This is a genomic window from Echinicola rosea (assembly GCF_005281475.1).
Classification (GTDB): Bacteria; Bacteroidota; Bacteroidia; order Cytophagales; family Cyclobacteriaceae; genus Echinicola; species Echinicola rosea.
Map to the genome: position 1 here is coordinate 1,840,372 of NZ_CP040106.1, position 19,309 is coordinate 1,859,680.

The 19,309-nt window shown below is 47.4% G+C and carries 9 protein-coding genes; 7 read left to right on the top strand and 2 right to left on the bottom strand.

Annotated elements, in window-relative coordinates; translation table 11 throughout:
* Window positions 1–218: 218 nt before the first annotated feature.
* On the top strand, window positions 219–3,752 hold the full coding sequence (locus FDP09_RS07550) for a malectin domain-containing carbohydrate-binding protein (RefSeq protein ID WP_137402085.1): 3,534 nt from the start codon (window positions 219–221) through the stop codon (window positions 3,750–3,752).
* A gap of 100 nt (window positions 3,753–3,852) precedes the next feature.
* Window positions 3,853–6,282: a beta-galactosidase GalB gene (gene galB / locus FDP09_RS07555; RefSeq protein ID WP_137402086.1), complete on the top strand. Its 2,430-nt coding sequence runs from the start codon at window positions 3,853–3,855 to the stop codon at window positions 6,280–6,282.
* A 265-nt stretch (window positions 6,283–6,547) separates the two neighbouring features.
* On the opposite strand, the gene FDP09_RS07560 is transcribed toward galB, so the two are convergent.
* Both FDP09_RS07560 and FDP09_RS07565 read right to left on the bottom strand, forming a co-directional pair.
* A complete protein-coding gene (locus tag FDP09_RS07560; RefSeq protein WP_137402087.1) occupies window positions 6,548–7,138 on the bottom strand; it encodes a DUF998 domain-containing protein in 591 nt (196 codons plus the stop codon).
* Window positions 7,139–7,287: 149 nt separating this feature from the next.
* Window positions 7,288–8,235, bottom strand: a complete 948-nt coding sequence (locus tag FDP09_RS07565) for a helix-turn-helix domain-containing protein (RefSeq protein WP_137402088.1) — start codon at window positions 8,233–8,235, stop codon at window positions 7,288–7,290.
* 220 nt (window positions 8,236–8,455) lie between these two features.
* Here FDP09_RS07565 and FDP09_RS07570 point away from each other — a divergent pair, with 220 nt between their 5' ends.
* The 5 genes from FDP09_RS07570 to FDP09_RS07590 all read left to right on the top strand — a co-directional run bounded on the left by FDP09_RS07570 (window position 8,456) and on the right by FDP09_RS07590 (window position 19,247).
* Window positions 8,456–11,506 carry a SusC/RagA family TonB-linked outer membrane protein gene (locus FDP09_RS07570; protein WP_137402089.1) on the top strand — a complete coding sequence of 1,017 codons (3,051 nt, stop codon included), beginning with the start codon at window positions 8,456–8,458 and terminating at the stop codon, window positions 11,504–11,506.
* Window positions 11,507–11,523: 17 nt separating this feature from the next.
* Window positions 11,524–13,167, top strand: a complete 1,644-nt coding sequence (locus FDP09_RS07575) for a RagB/SusD family nutrient uptake outer membrane protein (protein WP_137402090.1) — start codon at window positions 11,524–11,526, stop codon at window positions 13,165–13,167.
* Between the two features lie 722 nt (window positions 13,168–13,889).
* Window positions 13,890–14,195, top strand: a complete 306-nt coding sequence (locus tag FDP09_RS07580) for a hypothetical protein (RefSeq protein WP_137402091.1) — start codon at window positions 13,890–13,892, stop codon at window positions 14,193–14,195.
* Window positions 14,196–14,659: 464 nt separating this feature from the next.
* The gene (locus FDP09_RS07585) at window positions 14,660–17,671 is read left to right on the top strand and encodes a SusC/RagA family TonB-linked outer membrane protein (RefSeq protein WP_137402092.1); all 3,012 of its coding nucleotides are present in this window, start codon (window positions 14,660–14,662) and stop codon (window positions 17,669–17,671) included.
* A 79-nt stretch (window positions 17,672–17,750) separates the two neighbouring features.
* Entirely contained in the window at window positions 17,751–19,247 is a 1,497-nt protein-coding gene (locus FDP09_RS07590; protein WP_137402093.1) for a RagB/SusD family nutrient uptake outer membrane protein, read from the top strand.
* The last annotated feature ends 62 nt before the right edge of the window (window positions 19,248–19,309 follow it).

Here is a 19,309-nt window from a genome sequence, read left to right on the forward strand (position 1 = left end):
GGGACAAGTTCCACTGAGGGCTGTGCCCTCAGTGGAACGAGAATTGAGCCTGTGGCTCAAATAAATGGACCACAAGCTCATTTTCAAAATACTGAGGCGTAGCCCCGGCATAAAAGACAGCTGGCGGGCTGTTCGTGGTTTATCGGGCTGTTCGGGATTTATAATCCCGAACCCATAATAAAAGGCGGATTTTGTAATCCCCAAAATAATATCACAAGATGAACAAGATTAGCACATATATTTCCTTATTTTTGCTCTTTTTTTGGAGCTGTATTTTCGTAGGAAATGCCCAGGAAGGACGTAAAGAAATCTCCTTGAACCAAGGCTGGAAAACCATCGCTTCTGGAGTGGCACCATTGCAAGATGAGGGATTTGAAGAAGCTGGTTTTGACGCCAGCAAATGGCTTACCGTGGATGTGCCGCACAATTGGGACCAGTATGAAGGTTATCGCCGGATGAAGCACGGCAACCGACATGGTGCTGCTTGGTACCGAAAGACCTTTAGACCGGCTGCGGAGGATAAGGGAAAACAGCATTTCTTGTTTTTCGAAGGAGTGGGCTCGTACGCTTCGGTGTGGGTGAATGGCCAGCTGGTGGGTAATCATGATGGTGGCAGAACCACATTTACCTTGGACATTACCGAGGCGCTGGCTTTCGGGGAGCAGAATACCATTGCCGTGAAGGCCGATCATCCGGCATGGATTGCGGATCTGCCGTGGGTATGTGGCGGCTGCTCTGGAGAGTGGGGCTTTTCGGAAGGTTCCCAGCCCATGGGTATTTTCAGGCCGGTTACGCTGGTGGTCACAGATGCTGTGCGCATTGAGCCTTTTGGGGTGCATATCTGGAACGATAAAAACATTTCGGAAACAGCTGCCAAGCTTCATTTGACCACCGAGCTAAAGAATTATAGTAATTCTGACAAGGCGGTAACGGTCGTCAATCGATTTTTGGATGCCAAAGGAAAGGAAGTGGACAGACAGGAAAGCCAGGTCCTACTGGCACCGGGAGAGCAGGATACCATCCGTCAGCAGACTGCTACAATTGGACATCCCAAGCTATGGTCCCCCGCCAATCCGTATCTCTACACCATGGAAACAGCGGTATATGAGGGTGATCGCATGATTGATAAGTTGAGCACCCCATATGGCATTCGATGGGTAAGCTGGCCGGCAGGTCGAAAGGACGGCGACCATCGATTTTTTATCAATGGGAAACCGTTATTTGTCAATGGAATATGCGAATACGAGCACTTGATGGGGCAAAGTCATGCGTTTACAGATCAGCAAGTAGCTTCCCGGGTGGACCAGATGCTTGCTGCAGGCTTTAATGCTTTCAGGGATGCCCACCAGCCTCACAATTTTAAATATCACGAAGCTTGGGATCGGGAGGGGATCCTCTTCTGGACGCAGTTCTCAGCCCATATCTGGTACGATACACCCGAGTTTAAGGCGAATTTTAAAAAGCTGCTTCGCGACTGGGTGAAAGAACGGCGAAACAGCCCCTCGGTGGTGCTTTGGGGGTTGCAAAATGAAAGCACTATTCCCAAGGCCTTTGCCGAGGAATGTACAGCGATCATTAGAGAAATGGATCCCACCACCTCTTCCCAGCGGCTGGTGACCACCTGCAATGGCGGGGAAGGGACAGACTGGAACGTCATCCAAAACTGGTCAGGAACCTATGGCGGTGATCCCCAGCAGTACGGGGAGGAGCTTAGCGAGCAAATCTTGAATGGGGAGTATGGCGCTTGGCGGACCTTGGACTTGCATACCGAAGGGCCATTTGACCAGCAGGCGGCCTATAGCGAAGACCGTTTTTACCAACTAATGCAAATCAAGGTACGAGAAGCAGAAGAGCATAAGGACAGCCTTGCCGGCCAATTTCACTGGCTTTTTAATTCCCATGAAAATCCAGGTAGGATCCAGAACGGGGAGGCTTACCGAGACATCGACCGTGTGGGACCGGTGAATTATAAAGGCTTGGTGACCCCATGGGAGGAGCCTACTGATACCTATTACATGTACCGCTCTGAATATGCTCCGGCAGCTTCTGAGCCGATGGTGTACCTCGTCAGCCATACTTGGCCGGATCGCTGGACCGAGCCGGGGCTTAAGGACAGCGTGGTGGTGTTTTCCAATTGCGACGAAGTGGAGCTGTTTAATAGTGTCAGTGGACAATCCCTAGGGAAGAAATCCCATCCTGGCATGGGCAGTAATTTCCAATGGGATCAGGTAAATGTACAATACAATGTACTAAAAGCAGTTGGCTATCGCAATGGACAGGCTGTCGCTGAAGATATGATCGTGCTGCACCATTTGCCCGAGGCACCGGATTTTGACGAATTGGTGGAGGATACCGACGTGCTCCGGTCAGCGCAAGGATATCATTACCTCTACCGGGTAAATGCCGGTGGACCTGATGTTACAGACCAATTTGGCCAGCATTGGCAGGCGGATGTCCACCGGAAGGACGAACGCTCATGGGGCTCACTTTCCTGGACGGATGATTTTGAGGATTTACCGTCCTTCTATGCCAGCCAGCGAAGGACTTTTGATCCCATTGGCGGTACAGCTGATTGGGGGTTGTTTCAGACATTTCGTTATGGCAAACACAAGCTTCGGTATGAATTTCCATTGCCGAATGGGGAGTATTTGGTCGAGCTCTATTTTGTAGAGCCTTGGTACGGTACAGGAGGCGGCTTGGATGCTACAGGTTGGCGGGATTTTGATGTGGCCATCAGCGGAGATACGGTATTGGAGCAGTTGGATATATGGCAGGAGGTGGGGCATGACCAAGCGTTGAAAAAAGTGGTAAAGGGGAGGGCAAAAGACGGTTTGTTGACCATTAGCTTTCCGAAAGTCACTGCAGGGCAAGCGGTGATATCAGCGATTGCCATAGCGAGTGAGAAGGATGATATCCTGTCAGCACCAGCTTCGCCAAGAGCGATTACCGATCTACAGGCCAATCGTTCAGGAGTAAGTGTCGCGTCATGGCTGGATACAGGCCAGCCTCAATATGACGACAAGAAGATTGCTTTTAGCCAATTACCGTATAAGTTGTTTGGAGCCGATTGGGTGCGTTTCCCTTCGGATGCAGAGGTCCTATCCGGAACATTTATGGTGCCGGAAGCATCCACTTTGTATGCGTTGTTGGACAGTAACATTACAACCTTACCGAACTGGATGGCGGATTTTGAACAGACAGATGAGCTTGCCGTCAACGGCCGGGGAGATTATTTTAAAGTGTATGAAAAAGCCTTAGAGCAAGGTGAAGAATTTGCCTTTGGAGAGAATGGTTCGGTCTCGAGTGGCAAAGCGGCCATGTACACCTTGGTGGTGATGCCAGGATATGAGATGGGGGACGGAGAGGAGCAGCGCCCAGTGGAAAAACAAGAGGCCGAGGCAGCACAGGTAGAAGGTGAAATCACCACAGGAAACTTTAAGAAAAGCGATTATATTGCTTTTGAAGGGGAGAATACATTTGCATGGGAAGTCAATCCTGGGCTTGCAGGTACCTTCCTGATCCGCTTTAGGTACATGAACAATGACGATCATCCCAAAAAGGTAAGGCTTCGGATTACCGCTTCCAATGGTGTAGTGATGCGCGACGACTGGATCCAGTTTCCAGTGGCGGATGTGAAGTGGAAAATACTGAACACTACTTCCGGGGGGCAGCTAAATGCCGGAAAATACACCATTACACTTTCTGGAGAAGGGCTGAATGGCCTTTGGTTGGATCGGGTGGAATTCCAATAGGGAAGGCGTTTATATCTCAAAACTTTAAGTGAAAAATGCAGCGAGTGTCCTATTTTACTAATAACTTTAATGGGACGGTTATAGGCCAAATATGAATAACATGCAAAAAATCCTGAGTTTCATTCTTGTACTTTCATTAGCAGTGCTCGGTTGGAATTGTTCTTCTTCGGAGGACAAGGAAAGACAAGTCATTGATTTTAATAATGGTTGGCGTTTTCAATTGGGGGATCATCCCAATGCCATCAGTGCAGATTTTGATGTGTCCAATTGGCGGGAGCTGAACCTTCCCCATGATTGGAGTATCGAAGGGAACTTCAGTGAGGATCATCCCACCAAGCCAGAAGGCGGTGCCTTGCCTGCAGGGATAGGCTGGTATAGAAAAGCTTTTAGGCTGCCTACCGAGGCAAAGGAGCAAAGCATATGGATCGAGTTTGATGGTGTCTATAGAAATGGAGAGGTATGGATCAACGGCCACCGGCTAGGGATCCGGCCAAATGGCTACAGCTCTTTCAAGTATGACCTAAGCGAATACTTGAATTATGGGGACAATGTAAACGTATTGGCCGTTCGTGTGGATAATTCACAGCAGCCCAATTCACGCTGGTACACCGGATCCGGCATTTATCGAAACGTACGCCTGATCCGTACCGGAAAAGTCCATGTCGAACACTGGGGCACCTATATCACCACCCCTGAAATCACGGATTCATCGGCTACTGTAAATATGGAAGTAATGGTGAAAAATGAGGGATCCAATGAGCGGAAGCTGACAGTTCGATCGACCATCTTGGATGCTGAGGGCATAGAAGTGGCCCAAGAGGAACACGCGCTCACCCTTGGTAAAGGTGGAAGTGCGGATATCATGCACCATTTTACGGTCCCCTCTCCAAAATTATGGTCCACAGAACAGCCTTATTTATATAAGGTGGTCACACAGGTTTTTGCAGGAATGCAGCTGATGGATGATTACCAAACCCCTTTGGGAATTCGATATTTTGAGTTTGATGCCAAGAAAGGCTTTTCCCTAAATGGCAAGCCAATGAAAATCCTGGGCGTTTGTAATCATCATGATCTTGGAGCATTGGGCGCAGCAGTAAATAAGCGAGCCATCGAAAGGCGATTGGAAATCCTCAAGGAAATGGGTGTTAATGCCATTCGGACAGCCCATAATCCTCCAGCTCCAGAGCTTTTGGAGCTTTGCGATGAAATGGGGTTTATCGTCCAAGATGAGGCATTTGACGTGTGGAAAAAGAAAAAGGTAGATGCTGACAGCCATTTGTTCTGGGATGAATGGCACCGTCGGGACTTGGAAGATTTGATCCTTCGGGACCGAAATCACCCGTCCATCATGATGTGGAGTATTGGCAATGAAATCAGGGAACAGTTTGACAGTACCGGAATCAGCATTACCAAGGAACTGGTAAGGATCGTTAAAGAACTGGATACCACGCGGGTAGTGACATGTGCCCTCACGGAAAACATCCCTTCCAAGAACTTCATTTACCAATCGAAAGCTCTTGACCTTCTAGGGTTTAATTATAAGCATAAAGACCACAAAAATTTCCCGAAGTGGTACCCAGGAGAGAAATTGATCGCGACGGAAAACATGTCGGCATTGGCCACCCGTGGGCACTATGATCTTCCGTCGGATACCATTATGCGGTGGCCCCAATCATACGACAAACCATTGGAAACGGGGAATGAGGATTGGACGGTCTCGGCATACGATCAAGTGTCCGCTTACTGGGGCAGTACCCATGAAGAGACGTGGAAATCCATCAAGGATCAAGATTTTATGGCGGGTTTGTTTGTCTGGACCGGTTTTGACTATTTGGGAGAGCCGATTCCTTACCCTTATCCAGCACGGAGCTCTTATTTTGGCATAGTGGATCTGGCTGGATTTCCCAAAGATTCCTATTACATGTACAAAAGTGAATGGGCCTCTGATACGGTGCTGCATGTTTTTCCTCACTGGAACTGGGAAGAAGGGCAAGAGGTGGACGTATGGGTATATTATAATCAAGCCGATGAAGTGGAATTGTTCCTGAACGGGGAATCGCTGGGAACCAAGAGCAAAGAAGGTGATGACCTGCACGTGATGTGGCGTGTGCCTTATGAACCGGGAACGCTCAGGGCGGTGTCCAGAAAAGATGGCAAAGCGATATTGGAAAAGAAAGTCTTCACCGCGGGAGATGCCCAAAAGGTCACATTGGCCCCAGATCGTAAGATCATCAAAGCAGATGGAAAAGACCTTTCCTTTATTACCGTCAGCATCTGTGATATGGATGGCAATATGGTGCCCGATGCCAATAATATGGTAAATTTTGAAATCCAGGGAGAAGGAAAGATCATGGGTGTGGACAATGGCTACCAAGCCAGTCTGGAACCTTTTAAGGCCAATTACAGGAAAGCATTTAATGGCAAATGTTTGCTAATTGTCCAGTCCACCAAGGATGCCGGCGAGATTTCCATTCGGGCCACTTCAGAGCATCTGCAGCCTGGGGAGGTGGTTTTGGAAACGGTCGATTGATGGAGAAGCGTAAAGGAGTGTGCTAAAGTTGAAAATTTTCTTCCTTAAGGGTTTATTGGCGTCTGTGCAGGGAAATCGCTTTTAAACGATTCGTAGAGAGATGTCAGCCTGAGCGGAGTCGAAGGCTAGACGTTAGACCTCGACTCCATGCCTGTCGGTCAGGCAAGCGCTCGGTCTGACGCTTTTTGCCTGAATTTAATAACTTCATGGGGTTAAAAGCGATTTCCTTGAGCGTATGAGCGAATATTTTTATTTACCTGCGGTGTTACCTTTCAGCAGTGTCATTTATTGTCGTTGATGTTAAAAGTCCAAAGGAAGTAAAAGCCGTCCAGCCGAATACCAGTCCAAAAACCAACCAGTGGGTGAAGGGCATTGACCAAAGCCCAGCCAGATAGCCTGTCATAGCAATTGTTAGCAGAAAGGCTGTTATATTGGCCCTGTTTCGAATGTTTTTATGAATTTTTAGGTTAAAGCCTATTCTGGATAATCCCACAAACCAAGCTGCTAAGCCTAAACAAATGGCAAGGACATGAGCTTTGGAGACAGCGCTATTGGTTAATTCCATATCCATGGGAATAGCGGTAAATGCATACCCTGTCCCAAACAGTGATAGGCAAACGGCTGCTATTTTATCCTTTAGCAGGAGCCCGTACATGAAGCCAAACCCAACCAAGCCGAGCCCGACCAAGACAAAACCACAAATATTCCAGCCTAGAGCAAAGGGAGCGCCTTTGGCACCAAGGGAGCTGATGTAGTCTTGAAAAAAGCTAAAGTCTTTGTTTAAATTTCCAAAAATCAATAGCGAGGCGAACAGGAGAAGTACGGTGGTCAATCCAATAATGCCAATTATTTTCATGCTAATTACCTTTTCGTGTTGAAGTGAGCGTTACGTATCCTTGCGTTTTCTTATGACAGCCAAAAATTTTTATACCCGGTTTATGCATGAAATGTGGTTCTCAGTCCCCGAAAGGCTAGAGCATTCCCTGATGTTTTTGGAATAAGTAGTCAGCTGACCTCACGTTTTCTCAGCTGGCTTTGGTATTTGCCGGGAGTAATGCCGGTGCGGTGGGAAAATGTCGTGGTAAAATGCTGCAAGGACGAGAATCCACAGTTATAGGCAATGTCCGAAAGGTCCATTCCGTTGGGATCTAGGATTTGAGCTTTGGCTTTATCGATCTTTAGATTGATGATAAAACTGTTCGGAGGGTATCCGGTGAGCCGTTTTACCTCATCATTGAATTTGGTCTTTCCCATCCCAAAGTGGCTGGCCATATCTTCCACGATCCACTTTTTGGTCAGGTCACTTTGCACCAAGGCAGTCAGTCGCTCGATAAAATGATCATCCTCATCGATCTTTGACTTGCGGTGTTTGAGGTCGCGGTACAGCTCAATCAGCAAATTCTCAATGAGGTTGCCAATGATCTTGGCGTACCCTTCACGTTGGTGCAGGAGTTCTTCTTTTATTTCAGCAAAATACTTTTTGAACACACGGGCTTTTTTCAGCACCATTCCTTTTTCAGCGGCGATCATATTGCCCAGTTCTTCTTGGAAGTCAGGAGACAGCTTTGACCAATCTCCCAACCGCAAAGGAGCTCCAGGAGTGAATGTCTCCGGCTTTATGATCAGCCAATTGATCTGTCCCATGTCCATTTTGCCAGCAGGGCTGCCGTTCCAGTGCCATGGGGCCGTGATGGATAGGTCATCGGGCAGCAATTCCACGGAGCGGTTTTCGATGACCCAGTCGTATTTTCCGCTTTCGATAAAGTGGATTTCGATGCCGTCATTGAGGTGTGGCCGCATATTCTCATCCATCCGGACTTTCGAAAATTTCATGCTGCCAAATTGGTTGATAAAGGGAAGTGAGGCAATGGGACCAGGATTTTCCTCGTGGTACCACATACCTGATTCTCCTGCTTTTGATCTTCCCGAGTGATGATGTTCACGAACAGTCATTTGGTTTTTGGTTGGGTTTATGTTAGATGGTTTTTTGGGTGATCGAAGGTTTGTTCGATTGGATTTTTGTGTTTTTTTAGAATAAAGACAAATATAGTGACCTTTTTATAAAATCGACCGTCGTTTTAATTTTTATTCGGTTTTGCTTAGTTCTAGTGATATTTACTAGTGACAATATCGGATTAGCAATCCATTTTGAAAACCCAAAATTTCCAAACGTATGAATCCAAAATTACTCTTTGCCACCCTGGTGGCAGGAAGTAGCATGGTGCTTTCAAGTGCCAATGCTACAGGAATCACCCTCCTTAATCAACCAAGTCCACCCCCTGGCACGTTGGTCATCCAGCAAGATGCAGCAACCGTGCGTGGCACTGTCCGGGATGCCGATAGCGGTGAATTGATCCCTGGTGTAAATGTAAGACTGAAAAATTCAAGTAAAGGTACCGTTACGGATATTGATGGTAAATTTGAAATCGAAGTGGAAGGGCCGCAAAGTGTCTTGGTCTTTTCGTTTATCGGTTATGTTTCCCAAGAAATAACTGTGGGCAACCAAGGTGTCATGGAAATATCACTTCATTCTGATTTAGAAAGTTTGGAAGAAGTGGTGGTCGTCGGTTATGGTACCCAGGTAAAGCGCAATGTCACAGGCTCAGTGAGCTCAGTGGAAGTGGATCAACTGGAAACCCAACCTAATACCAATATCGGCCAAGCGCTCCGTGGAAGGGTAGCCGGGGTGCAGTTTACAGATAACGGCCGGCCGGGCCAAGGAGGCAATGTCCTTGTCCGTGGCCAACGTTCTATTACCGCGAGCAATGACCCGCTGATCATTTTGGATGGGGCATTTTTTAATGGTGAGCTGTCAGATATCAACCCATCAGACGTAGCATCCATGGAAGTATTGAAGGATGCGAGTGCTTCGGCGATTTACGGCTCTAGAGCTGCCAACGGGGTAATCCTGATTACTTCCAAAAAGGGAACATCCGAGAAGCCGCTCATCCGAATCAATTCCTATGCAGGGGTGTCTGATTGGAGCTATAAAATGCCCCTTTATTCACCTGACGAATACCTACAGCGACGGCTGGACTTCAGGTCCCAAAATCAGCCTGATGATCCCACAGTGGATGTCCGTGAGCTGCTAAGTGCAGAAGAAAGGGAAATGTACGATGCCGGAAGGACCCTGGATCCATGGGATGAGATTTCGCAAAATGCCTCCCAAAAATCCATTAACCTCAGTGTTTCCGGTCAGAGCGACAAAACCAATTATTTCATTTCCGGAAGTTATGTGGATGAGGAGGGGCTGATTTATGGAGATCGCGCCAGTAGAGTTTCCATGCGCCTAAACCTGACCAATCAAATTACCGATTGGTTAAAGATCGGGGCAAATACCCAGTACGTACAGCGCGATCTTTCAGGAGTGGAAGCATCCGTGCTGAATGGCTATTGGCTCACACCCTATGCCAAAATGTACTACGATGACGCCAAAACAGATCCGGTACCATACCCTACAGGGGATAATCTGGTAAACAACCCCATGTTCAATGCGCTACAAATGGACAATGAGCAAATTTCAAATAACCTCATGGCCAATTTATTTGCGATCATTGATGTGCCATTTCTGGAAGGGCTAAGCTATCGGTTCAATTACAATCCAAACATCCGCTGGAGCCACGATTATTCTTTCCAGCCGATTTATCAGCGAAATGGGATCAATAACCCGGGCACCGGTAGAAAGTACAATCAAAATCGGAAGAATTGGCAATTCGAAAATATCGTTACCTACACGAAGGAAATCAATGATCACGGTTTTGATGTCACATTGCTCTATGGACGAAACCACGCTTTCCGAGAGGGGACCTTTGCAGAAGGTAGGGGATTCGTCAATGATGCCAATGGCTGGCATAACCTTGAAATTGCGGAAACACAGCAAATCGAAACCGAGGGAAGCCAGCAGGATGGCGTTTCTTCCATGGCCCGATTGAATTACCGGTATAAAAACCGCTATATGATTACCCTTACCGCGAGGAGAGATGGAGCGTCTGTATTTGGTGAGGACAAAAAGTTCGGCACCTTCCCGTCAGTGGCCCTAGGCTGGGTGATGAGTGACGAGGCTTTTATGATGAACCAAAACACCATCGACATGCTAAAACTTAGGTTGAGCTATGGCGAAGTCGGGAATCAGGCGGTTTCGGCGTACCGATCACTGGATCGGTCCGATTCCTTCCAATACGTATTTGGAGCCGATACTTACACGGCACTTTTTCCCAATCCTGAATACATGCCAAATCCGAGCCTTGGATGGGAGACCACCGCTTCTTTCAATGCCGCCGTGGATTTTGAGCTGTGGAAAGGAAGGTTGTCCGGAACAGCAGAATTTTACGATATGACCACGACCGACCTTCTTCTGGCACGAAGCCTTCCCGCAATGACCGGTTTTTGGTCTACCACTGCCAACTTGGGACAGACCAGCAACACCGGTTTTGAATTGACCTTAAATGGTGGGATTATCCAAAAGAGGGACTTTTCTTGGAACAGTACCTTGACGTTTTCTACGAATAAAAACCGCATTGATCACCTATACTATGCAGATTCCGATGGCGATGGACAAGAGGATGATGATCTGGGCAACAGGTGGTTTATCGGTCAGCCCATTGGCGTGACGTATGATTATGCTTTTGATGGGATCTATCAAGAAGGTGATGAGATGCCAGATGGCTACCAAGCGGGATGGGTAAGGGTAAAAGACCTGAACAGTGATGGTCAAATTTCACCAGACGATAGAACCGTCCTGGGACAAACTGCACCTAAGTATCGCATTGGCTTGAATAATCAATTCAACTATAAAAATTGGTCACTATCTGTTTTTGTGAACGCCATGACCGGCTGGGAAGCGCAGTTTAACCTGCTGGATGTAAGTACTCAAACGGGGAATAGCTACCCTGGGAGATCCGTGAATTTTCTCAATGCTGGCTATTGGACTCCCGAGAACCAGTCTAACGAACGGCCGGGGCTTACCTATACCAATCCGTTGGGAAGGGGCTATTACCTCAGCAGGGACTTTGTCAGGATTCAGGATGCGACGCTCGCGTATCGTTTTCCTGAAGCTATGTTGGAAAAATGGAAAATGTCAGGTTTGAAGGTGTACCTGAGTGGGAGAAACCTCGCCACCTTTACCGACTGGCTAGGGCCAGATCCAGAAAGTGGAAACAATACCATCACCAACCTGTACCCGACCCCACGAACGATAATAGCAGGACTAAATATCAGCTTTTAACACCAAAGCCAAAAGTCATGAAAAAAACAGCTAAAAAATACATCAAAAAAGCAGCGCATTTATTGCTAGGAGCAAGTTTAGTGGGCGCTGTGATCTCTTGCGAAAATGATTTCTTGGAAGAAAAACCTTTGGACTTCCTGAATTCTGATGTGGTCCTGACCAATCCAGAGGGCTTTGAAAGTGCCATCACCGGGCTTTACGAGTCCGTAAGGCACCTTTACTTCCGCGAGGACGGCTCTAAAATGCAGGCCATGTACTATGGCACCGATGTAGCCACCACAGGAGACCGGTCATTGGCAGATTTTAAGGATTATGGTACTTGGCTTACCCCCACGCTTTATGCGGTGGACCATTACTGGAACTGGGGATACCGGAACTTGATGCCTCGGGCAAATACCATCATCCAATATGCAACAGAAGCAGATTTTTGGGATAGTGAAGAACAGCGAAATGCGGTCATCGCAGAAGCCAGGTTTTTCAGGGCATATGCCTATAATTTCTTGGCAAATTTGTACGGTGATGTGCCCATTGTGGATCAGCTTTACCGGGCACCTAAGGCAGATTTTCAGCGTAGCCCAAGGGGAGAAGTATATGATTTTGCCAAGCAGGACCTAGAGTTTGCGGCACAATGGCTTCCCGATGAGGCCAGTGTGGATGGCCGGGTGACGAAGGCGGCGGCGTACCATTTGCTCGCCGAAGTGTACATTAGTCTCGGTGATTACAGTGCTGCCATTGATGCGGCGACCAATGTGATCGATGATGGTAATTACGACCTGATGAGGGAACGTTTTGGCGCTTGGGTGGATCAGCCGGGAGATGTTATTTCGGATCTTCACGCCCAAGATAACCAAAACCGATCCACTGGAAACATGGAGACAATTTGGAACCTCCAATTTGAACCACGGTCCACACCGGGAGGAACGGTCGAAAACAGCAAATGGAAAGGTGTGACTTGGCTAAGAGCTTGGGGACCAAAATGGTGGGAAATTACCGACCCCAATGGCGAGCCGGGAATGGAGCTTTCTGTGGACAGCCTTGGGCGTGGCGTAGCTTGGGTGAGACCGACCAATTATTATTCCTATGAAATATGGGAGGACGAAGGGGATGTCAGAAATTCCTCGTTTAACATTCGCAGGACTTATTATTATAATAACCCAGCGTCTGAGTACTTTGGTCAAGAAGTGCAGCTGGATCCAAATCGTTTGGACTCCATGGTACAGTTTTACCCGATGCTGACCAAAATAGAAGGTACTGCCGAATACTTAGAAGGCGCCAATTACGGGCGTTCGTTTAAAGATGTTTATTTAATGCGACTTGCAGAAACCTATCTATTGCGGGCTGAAGCGTATTTTCTAAATGGGAATGCAGATTTGGCTGCGGAAGATATAAACGAGATACGGCTGAGAGCCAAGGCAGCTCCAATCGCAGCAGGGGATGTTGACCTCGATTTTATATTGGACGAAAGGGCCCGAGAGCTCATCATTGAAGAAAATAGAAGATTAACACTGAATAGAATGGGAAAACTCGTGGAGCGCACCAAAAGATATAACCCTCAAAGTGGTCCGACGATCCAGGATTATCATGCATTGTTTCCGATTCCTCAGACGACCATTGATGCGAACATCGAGGCGGAAATGTCCCAGAATCCAGGTTACCTATAAAAAGGGTGCTTAAACCCGGTTTATGCATAGTGCTGGTCTAATGTTGTTTTGTTAAGCCAGGAGAGGGGATGTGTCGCTCCTTGACTCCGCTCAGGGTGGCACTCAATGAGTACCTTAACTAAACGGCATTGATTTCGGGTTAAACATAAAAAAAGCTTCCTACCGCTTGTTTGGTTGGAAGCTTTTTTTGGTTCGATATGATTTAATATGGGTAAGTAGTAACCTCAGTTCGATTATAAAATCGTCACTGCGAGGCTTAGAGGGAGATATGAGGGGTGTAAGCCGTGGCAGTCTCAGTATTTCAGGATTGCCACACCCTTTTCCAACCCACATCCTCCTTAAAAGGGTTCGTATGACGCTTTTAATACTAAAATTAAGTCGATCTCAGGTTAGTAGGACAGATTGTTAAATTTCAGTGAAATGGTTCCTTTAACCTTTGTCACTTTTTTGCTATAGGTCAAAAAAGTGATCCAAAAACCCCGCCGCTACGCCACGGCGCACAGGTGTGCAGCTATTGGGCTAAAATTAAAACCTTCCCTCATCCAGGCAAACTCCTCCTGTCTAAAGCCAAGAATGCCTATCTAAAGGCAGGTGCCTTTTCTAGCTGCCAACATTCTTTTTGGTCAGCCTTTCGTCAAACAAGCCTGCCTTTTTGCCCGCCCGCTTTTTAATTTCTTAACCTCCAATACCTGCAAGGCGAATTCAGTTAATAAGTCCCAAAAATGTATCGCTTCCTTATGACGGCCCTTGGTATGCCTGTTTTCCAGCCGATGGTGGAGGCCGTTAAGAAAGTGAGTTGGCTCGCGTCGTGGAACAGCGAGACCCACTCACTTTTAGGTCGTAGCCATCGGCTGGAAATTAAAATGGGTGACGGATCCACGTCGCAGGGTAAATCCATGTTCCATTTTAAAAGGCAGACCACCGGCCTGGATTTTTTTCTTTCTTTTTTCATCAATAGCCTGCCCCGAAGGCTTTCGGGGGAAAAAAGGAAAAGGATAAAATCCACCAGGATGATCAGGTTTCCCTAGCCAAAGTCAATCAAAAAAAGGACTTTTAGGTATATGAAAAGAAGGAAATCCCCTTAACTAAACGGCATTGAACCCGCATTATGCATTAGCCTATCTATTACGATTCCTAATGCATAAAACGGGTTTAATTTCTTCACGCCCAATAGCTGCTAGGCGGATGATGTCCTTGGGGCTATTTTATTAGGTAATGATTAATCATCAGGATTTTTGATAAAATAATCTACCCACTGTAATCTATATAGAGCCTTTTTTTTGATTAAGCCGATAAGTATTTACGGCTGCTGATTTTCCTACGTATTATTATAAAACCTTTTTTATGAAATCGACCGTCGTTTTAATTTTTTCAATGATAAAAATTAAAAAATCGATATTGAAAGAGCAATGCAGTTGAAAGCCTTGACCTTGATAAGGTGCGAGATGAAGGCAGCAGGTATTGAATTTACAACCCAAAATATTCCTAACTTATGAACCCAAAATTACTCATGATGCTTGCAGGTACCTGGCTAGGTACACAGGCATTTTCTACAGGTGCTGTAGCAGATACAGGGCCGATCTATCATGCTTCATTTGTGCTTCCCGTAGAAAAAACCATCCGTGGAGTGGTCAGGGACGCAGAGGACGGACAGACTATTCCAGGGGTGAACATTATGCTGAAAGGGACCTCAAACGGTACCGTCACCGATATGGATGGAGCCTTTCAGCTGACGGTGCCAGATGATGCCAGCACGCTGGTGGTTTCCTTTGTGGGCTACCTGTCCAAGGAAGTTTCCATTGGCAATGAAAGTAACCTCGAAATCTCATTGGAGCAGGACGTTCAAAACCTCGATGAAGTCATCGTTGTGGGCTACGGTACTGCCCGAAAACGCGACCTTACCGGGGCAGTCAGCCGTGTGGGGGAAGAAGGGTTTAACAAAGGGGTGAATGTATCCCCAGACCAGTTGATCCAAGGAAAAGTGGCCGGAGTGGACATCATCAATAATAGTGGTGCCCCTGGCGGTCAGGTGACTTTTAGGATCCGGGGAACCTCTTCGGTAAGGTCTGGCAATCAGCCCCTTTTTGTAGTGGATGGTGTGCCCTTGGATGGCCGCAATACCAAGCCCGGAGCCACAGCAGGAGAGCTGGGCAGCACAGAGGGATCCAATCCGCTTAACTTTATCAATCCCAATGACATCGCATCCATCGATGTACTTAAAGACGCATCGGCCACGGCCATCTATGGTTCCAGGGGTGCCAATGGCGTGGTCATGATCACCACCAAAAAAGGAAAATCTGGGGCTCCCCAAGTGACGGTGGATATGAGTACCGCTGTGAGTACCATGGTACGCCGGCCAAATATCATGGATGGCGATACCTACCGGAGGGCATTGCAGCACAGGGAAATGGATGGGAACAACGGTGGTGATGCCGTGGATGCCTTTGATGAAATCACTCAGACGGCTTTGACCAACCGGCTAAACTTAAGCGTGAGTGGTGGTGGAGAAAAGAACAGTTATCGGCTTTCCCTGGGATACCATGACCAGGAAGGTGTCGTGAAGGAGTCTGGATTAACGAAATATACCGCCAGTTATACCACTGGTTACCGGTTTTTGCCAGATGACAGGATCAAGCTAGATGTCAGTTTGATTGCTTCCAATACCGTAGAAGAGGGGGCTCCGATCGCTGAAAACTCCAATGTCAATGGCAGCTTGATCGGAAATGCGATTGAGTGGAACCCGACCGTGCCTTTTCGGTATGCGGACGGGACGTTTGTCCAGCGGATGTTTAGCCAGAGCGGTAATGAGGTGGATGGACTGTCCACCAACCCTGCGGCGCTTTTGGCTTACTATAATGATGAGAGCAATGTGACGAATATTTTGGGGAATTTGGCCCTGACCGTAAACATTATTGATGGGCTTGATTACCGTTTTAGCATTGGTGTAAACCATGCCAAAGGCAACCGTACAGTGGATACATCAGGAGAATTGTTTTTGAGTACCATCACGGATTTGGGATTGGCACTATCCAATACCTCTACCTTGACCAGCCAGACACTTAACCATACGCTTAACTACAAAAAGGATTTGGGCAATGTCCACTTGGATGCCCTGGTGGGGTATGAGTTTCAAGATTACAAAAGCTATGTGAACAATATCTCCGCTCGGGGCTTTACGTCTTTTGATGTGCTGGGCACCGACATCCTGCAGAATCCCTCGCGGGATAATGTGAGTGTAAGTTCTTTTCGCGACCCTACCAACCAGCTACAGTCATTCTTCGGACGATTGAACCTGAACTTTTCCGATCGCTTTTTGCTGACAGGCACCATGCGGGCGGATGGTTCTACGAAGTTTGGGGAAAATAACAAGTATGGTTACTTTCCGTCATTTGCCGGTGCTTGGGTGCTTAGCGAAGAGGGGTTTATGAAGTCCAGTAATCTTGTGGATAATATGAAATTGAGAATTGGATGGGGAATTACGGGCAATCAGGAATTTCCTGCGGGCGCTTCACAAGAGCGATATGCCTTCGGGAATCAGCAAATTTCCCTAATCAATGTGGCCAATCCGGATTTGAAATGGGAAACCACCGAAACGGTAAACATTGGCCTTGATTTTTCGCTTTTCCGTTCGAAGCTGATGGGGTCACTGGAGTACTTTGATAAGGCCACTACAGACCTGTTGTTTCAATTGCCGACCATCCAGCCGGCACCCGCAGCCCAGTTTTGGACCAATGTGCCAGCAACTGTCAGAAACCGCGGGATGGAGTTGATGCTGAGTACCATTGTGGCCGATTCCGAGAAATTGCTATGGGAGGTGGGCATGAATGCCACCTATCTCACCAATGAGCTGACCGATTATGATGGAGCACCTGTCTGGACTGGCCAAATCAATGGCAATGGACTTGGAGGGGGGTCCAATTCACAGCAATTGGTCAACGACCACCCGCTGAATGTGTTTAAGATGCTCATGTTTGAAGGCTTTGATGAAGATGGTGTGGCCCTCTATTCCGATCAGGAAGAATTTGTAGGCGATCCCAATCCCAACTTCCTGTTGGGCGTAAACACACGGCTGGACTATGGGAGGTTTGGCTTTAACATGAGCTTAAATGGGGCATTTGGTCATCAGATTTATAATAACACCGCCAATGCCTACCTGACCGCTGCCAATTTTGGTTTGGGGAGAAATTCATCACCAGAAATAGGATTGGGAAATGAAAGCCTTGCCAATGCCAATGTCGTCTCCACCCGTTTCTTGGAAGATGGCGATTTCCTTAGGCTGCAGAATGCTTCTATCAGCTATAACCTAGGTGGAATCGGTGAAGTTATCAGTAACCTTCGGTTTTCCCTTACCGGTCAAAACCTGTTTTTGATCACAAACTATAGCGGTTTTGATCCGGAAGTAAATACCAACAGGGCTGTAGATGGTGTCCCATCCTATGGGATCGAGTATGCTCCTTACCCGAGAGCGAGGACATTCCTCTTGGGGGTGAGTGCTTCCTTCTGAGGAATACGTGAGATGAAGTCTAATCCACTATACCTCGTCAATTATAGACAATGCCTCATAAATGAGAAACCCAAAAACCATGAAAAAACAATCCATAATATATTCATTGGCACTGACAGCATTATTTTCTTGCACCGATTTGGATGAAGAGTTGCGTTCAGAATTACCAAAAGAAAAGGCAGAGGCCTTCTTAAAAGAAAATGTTGATTTTAGCTCCTTAATGGAAACGGTCTATCGGGACTTTGACAGCCGGTACATCCAGCATGCGGGCTGTGTATGGCTATTTCAAGAAATCAGTGCAGATGCTGCAGTGGTGCCATCCCGGCCATCCGGGTGGGACAATGGCGGTGTTTACCGCCAACTGCACACCCACACTTGGGTGCCGACCAATCCCTACATCCAATCCCTTTGGCGAGGGCTGAACAAAGGGATTTTTGATGCGACCAATGTCCTCTCTTTTGAGCCCACTGAAGCGCTGGCCGCTGAAGCGAGATTTCTGAGGGCGTTTTTTATGTACTCCGTGTTGGACCTATTTGACCAAGTGCCCTTTCGAGAGCCTGGGGACAATTTACTGGAAGCATCCACAGTCCTCCGGGGCAAGGTAGCGGCAGATTTTATCATTCAAGAGGTGGAGGAAGTACTTCCCGACCTTCCTGTTGACGGGCCGGCCTATCGTGCTTCGCAGAATGCAGCACATGGTTTGCTGGCCAAACTATACCTGAACAGAGGGGTGTATGAAAACCGGGAGACACCACAGTTTTCCTCTTCGGATATGGAAAAAGTGATGGCCCATGTAGATGCGATCCAAGGTAAAAGCCTGGATTTTTACTGGGACAGTTTTGTACCGGAAAATAATAGTGCCTCCTCGGAGTTGATCTTTACGATCGAAGGACTGGGCGGTGTGAGGTCCCACTCTATGTGGGTATGGTGGCATGCGATATTTCCCACGGAGATGACCCTTCCAAACGGCGGAGGCTGGAATGGCTTCTGTTCCACACCGGAAGTTTATGATTTATTCGAAGAAAATGATATCAGAAGGTATTACGAGCACCCCTTGACAGAAGCTCATGGCTACAATGCGGGTTTTTTGACAGGGCAGCAGACGGATGCTGATGGCAATCCATTGCCAGATGTAGTATTTACCAAGGAAGTACCCACTATCGTGGGAGCTACCCTATGGAATGGCTTTCGTCCCGTAAAGTACATTCCGGATTATCAATATCCGGGAGCGGCCAATAACGACGTGGTCCTGCTGCGCTATGCGGATCTTTTGCTGATGAAGGCAGAAGCGCAGTGGCGCAATGGTGATCAGGAAAGTGCTTTGGAAATCATCAACCAGGTTCGTGTGCGGAATGAAATTGGCCCGCTGGATGAAGTGAATGCCCAAGTGCTGCTGGACGAAAGGGGAAGGGAGTTGTTCTGGGAAGGTCATCGAAGACAAGATATGGTTCGTTTTGGGACATTTTTGGGAGAGTGGACCCTCAAGGAACCTTCTGATCCAAAATACCTGATTTTCCCCATTCCTCCTGCGGATGTGTTGTCCAATCCAAATTTGGAGCAGAATCCAGGATTTTAAATAACTCGGGCCAAAAACCGTCATGGCGAACTTGCCTCATTAAAGCGTCATTACAATAACCA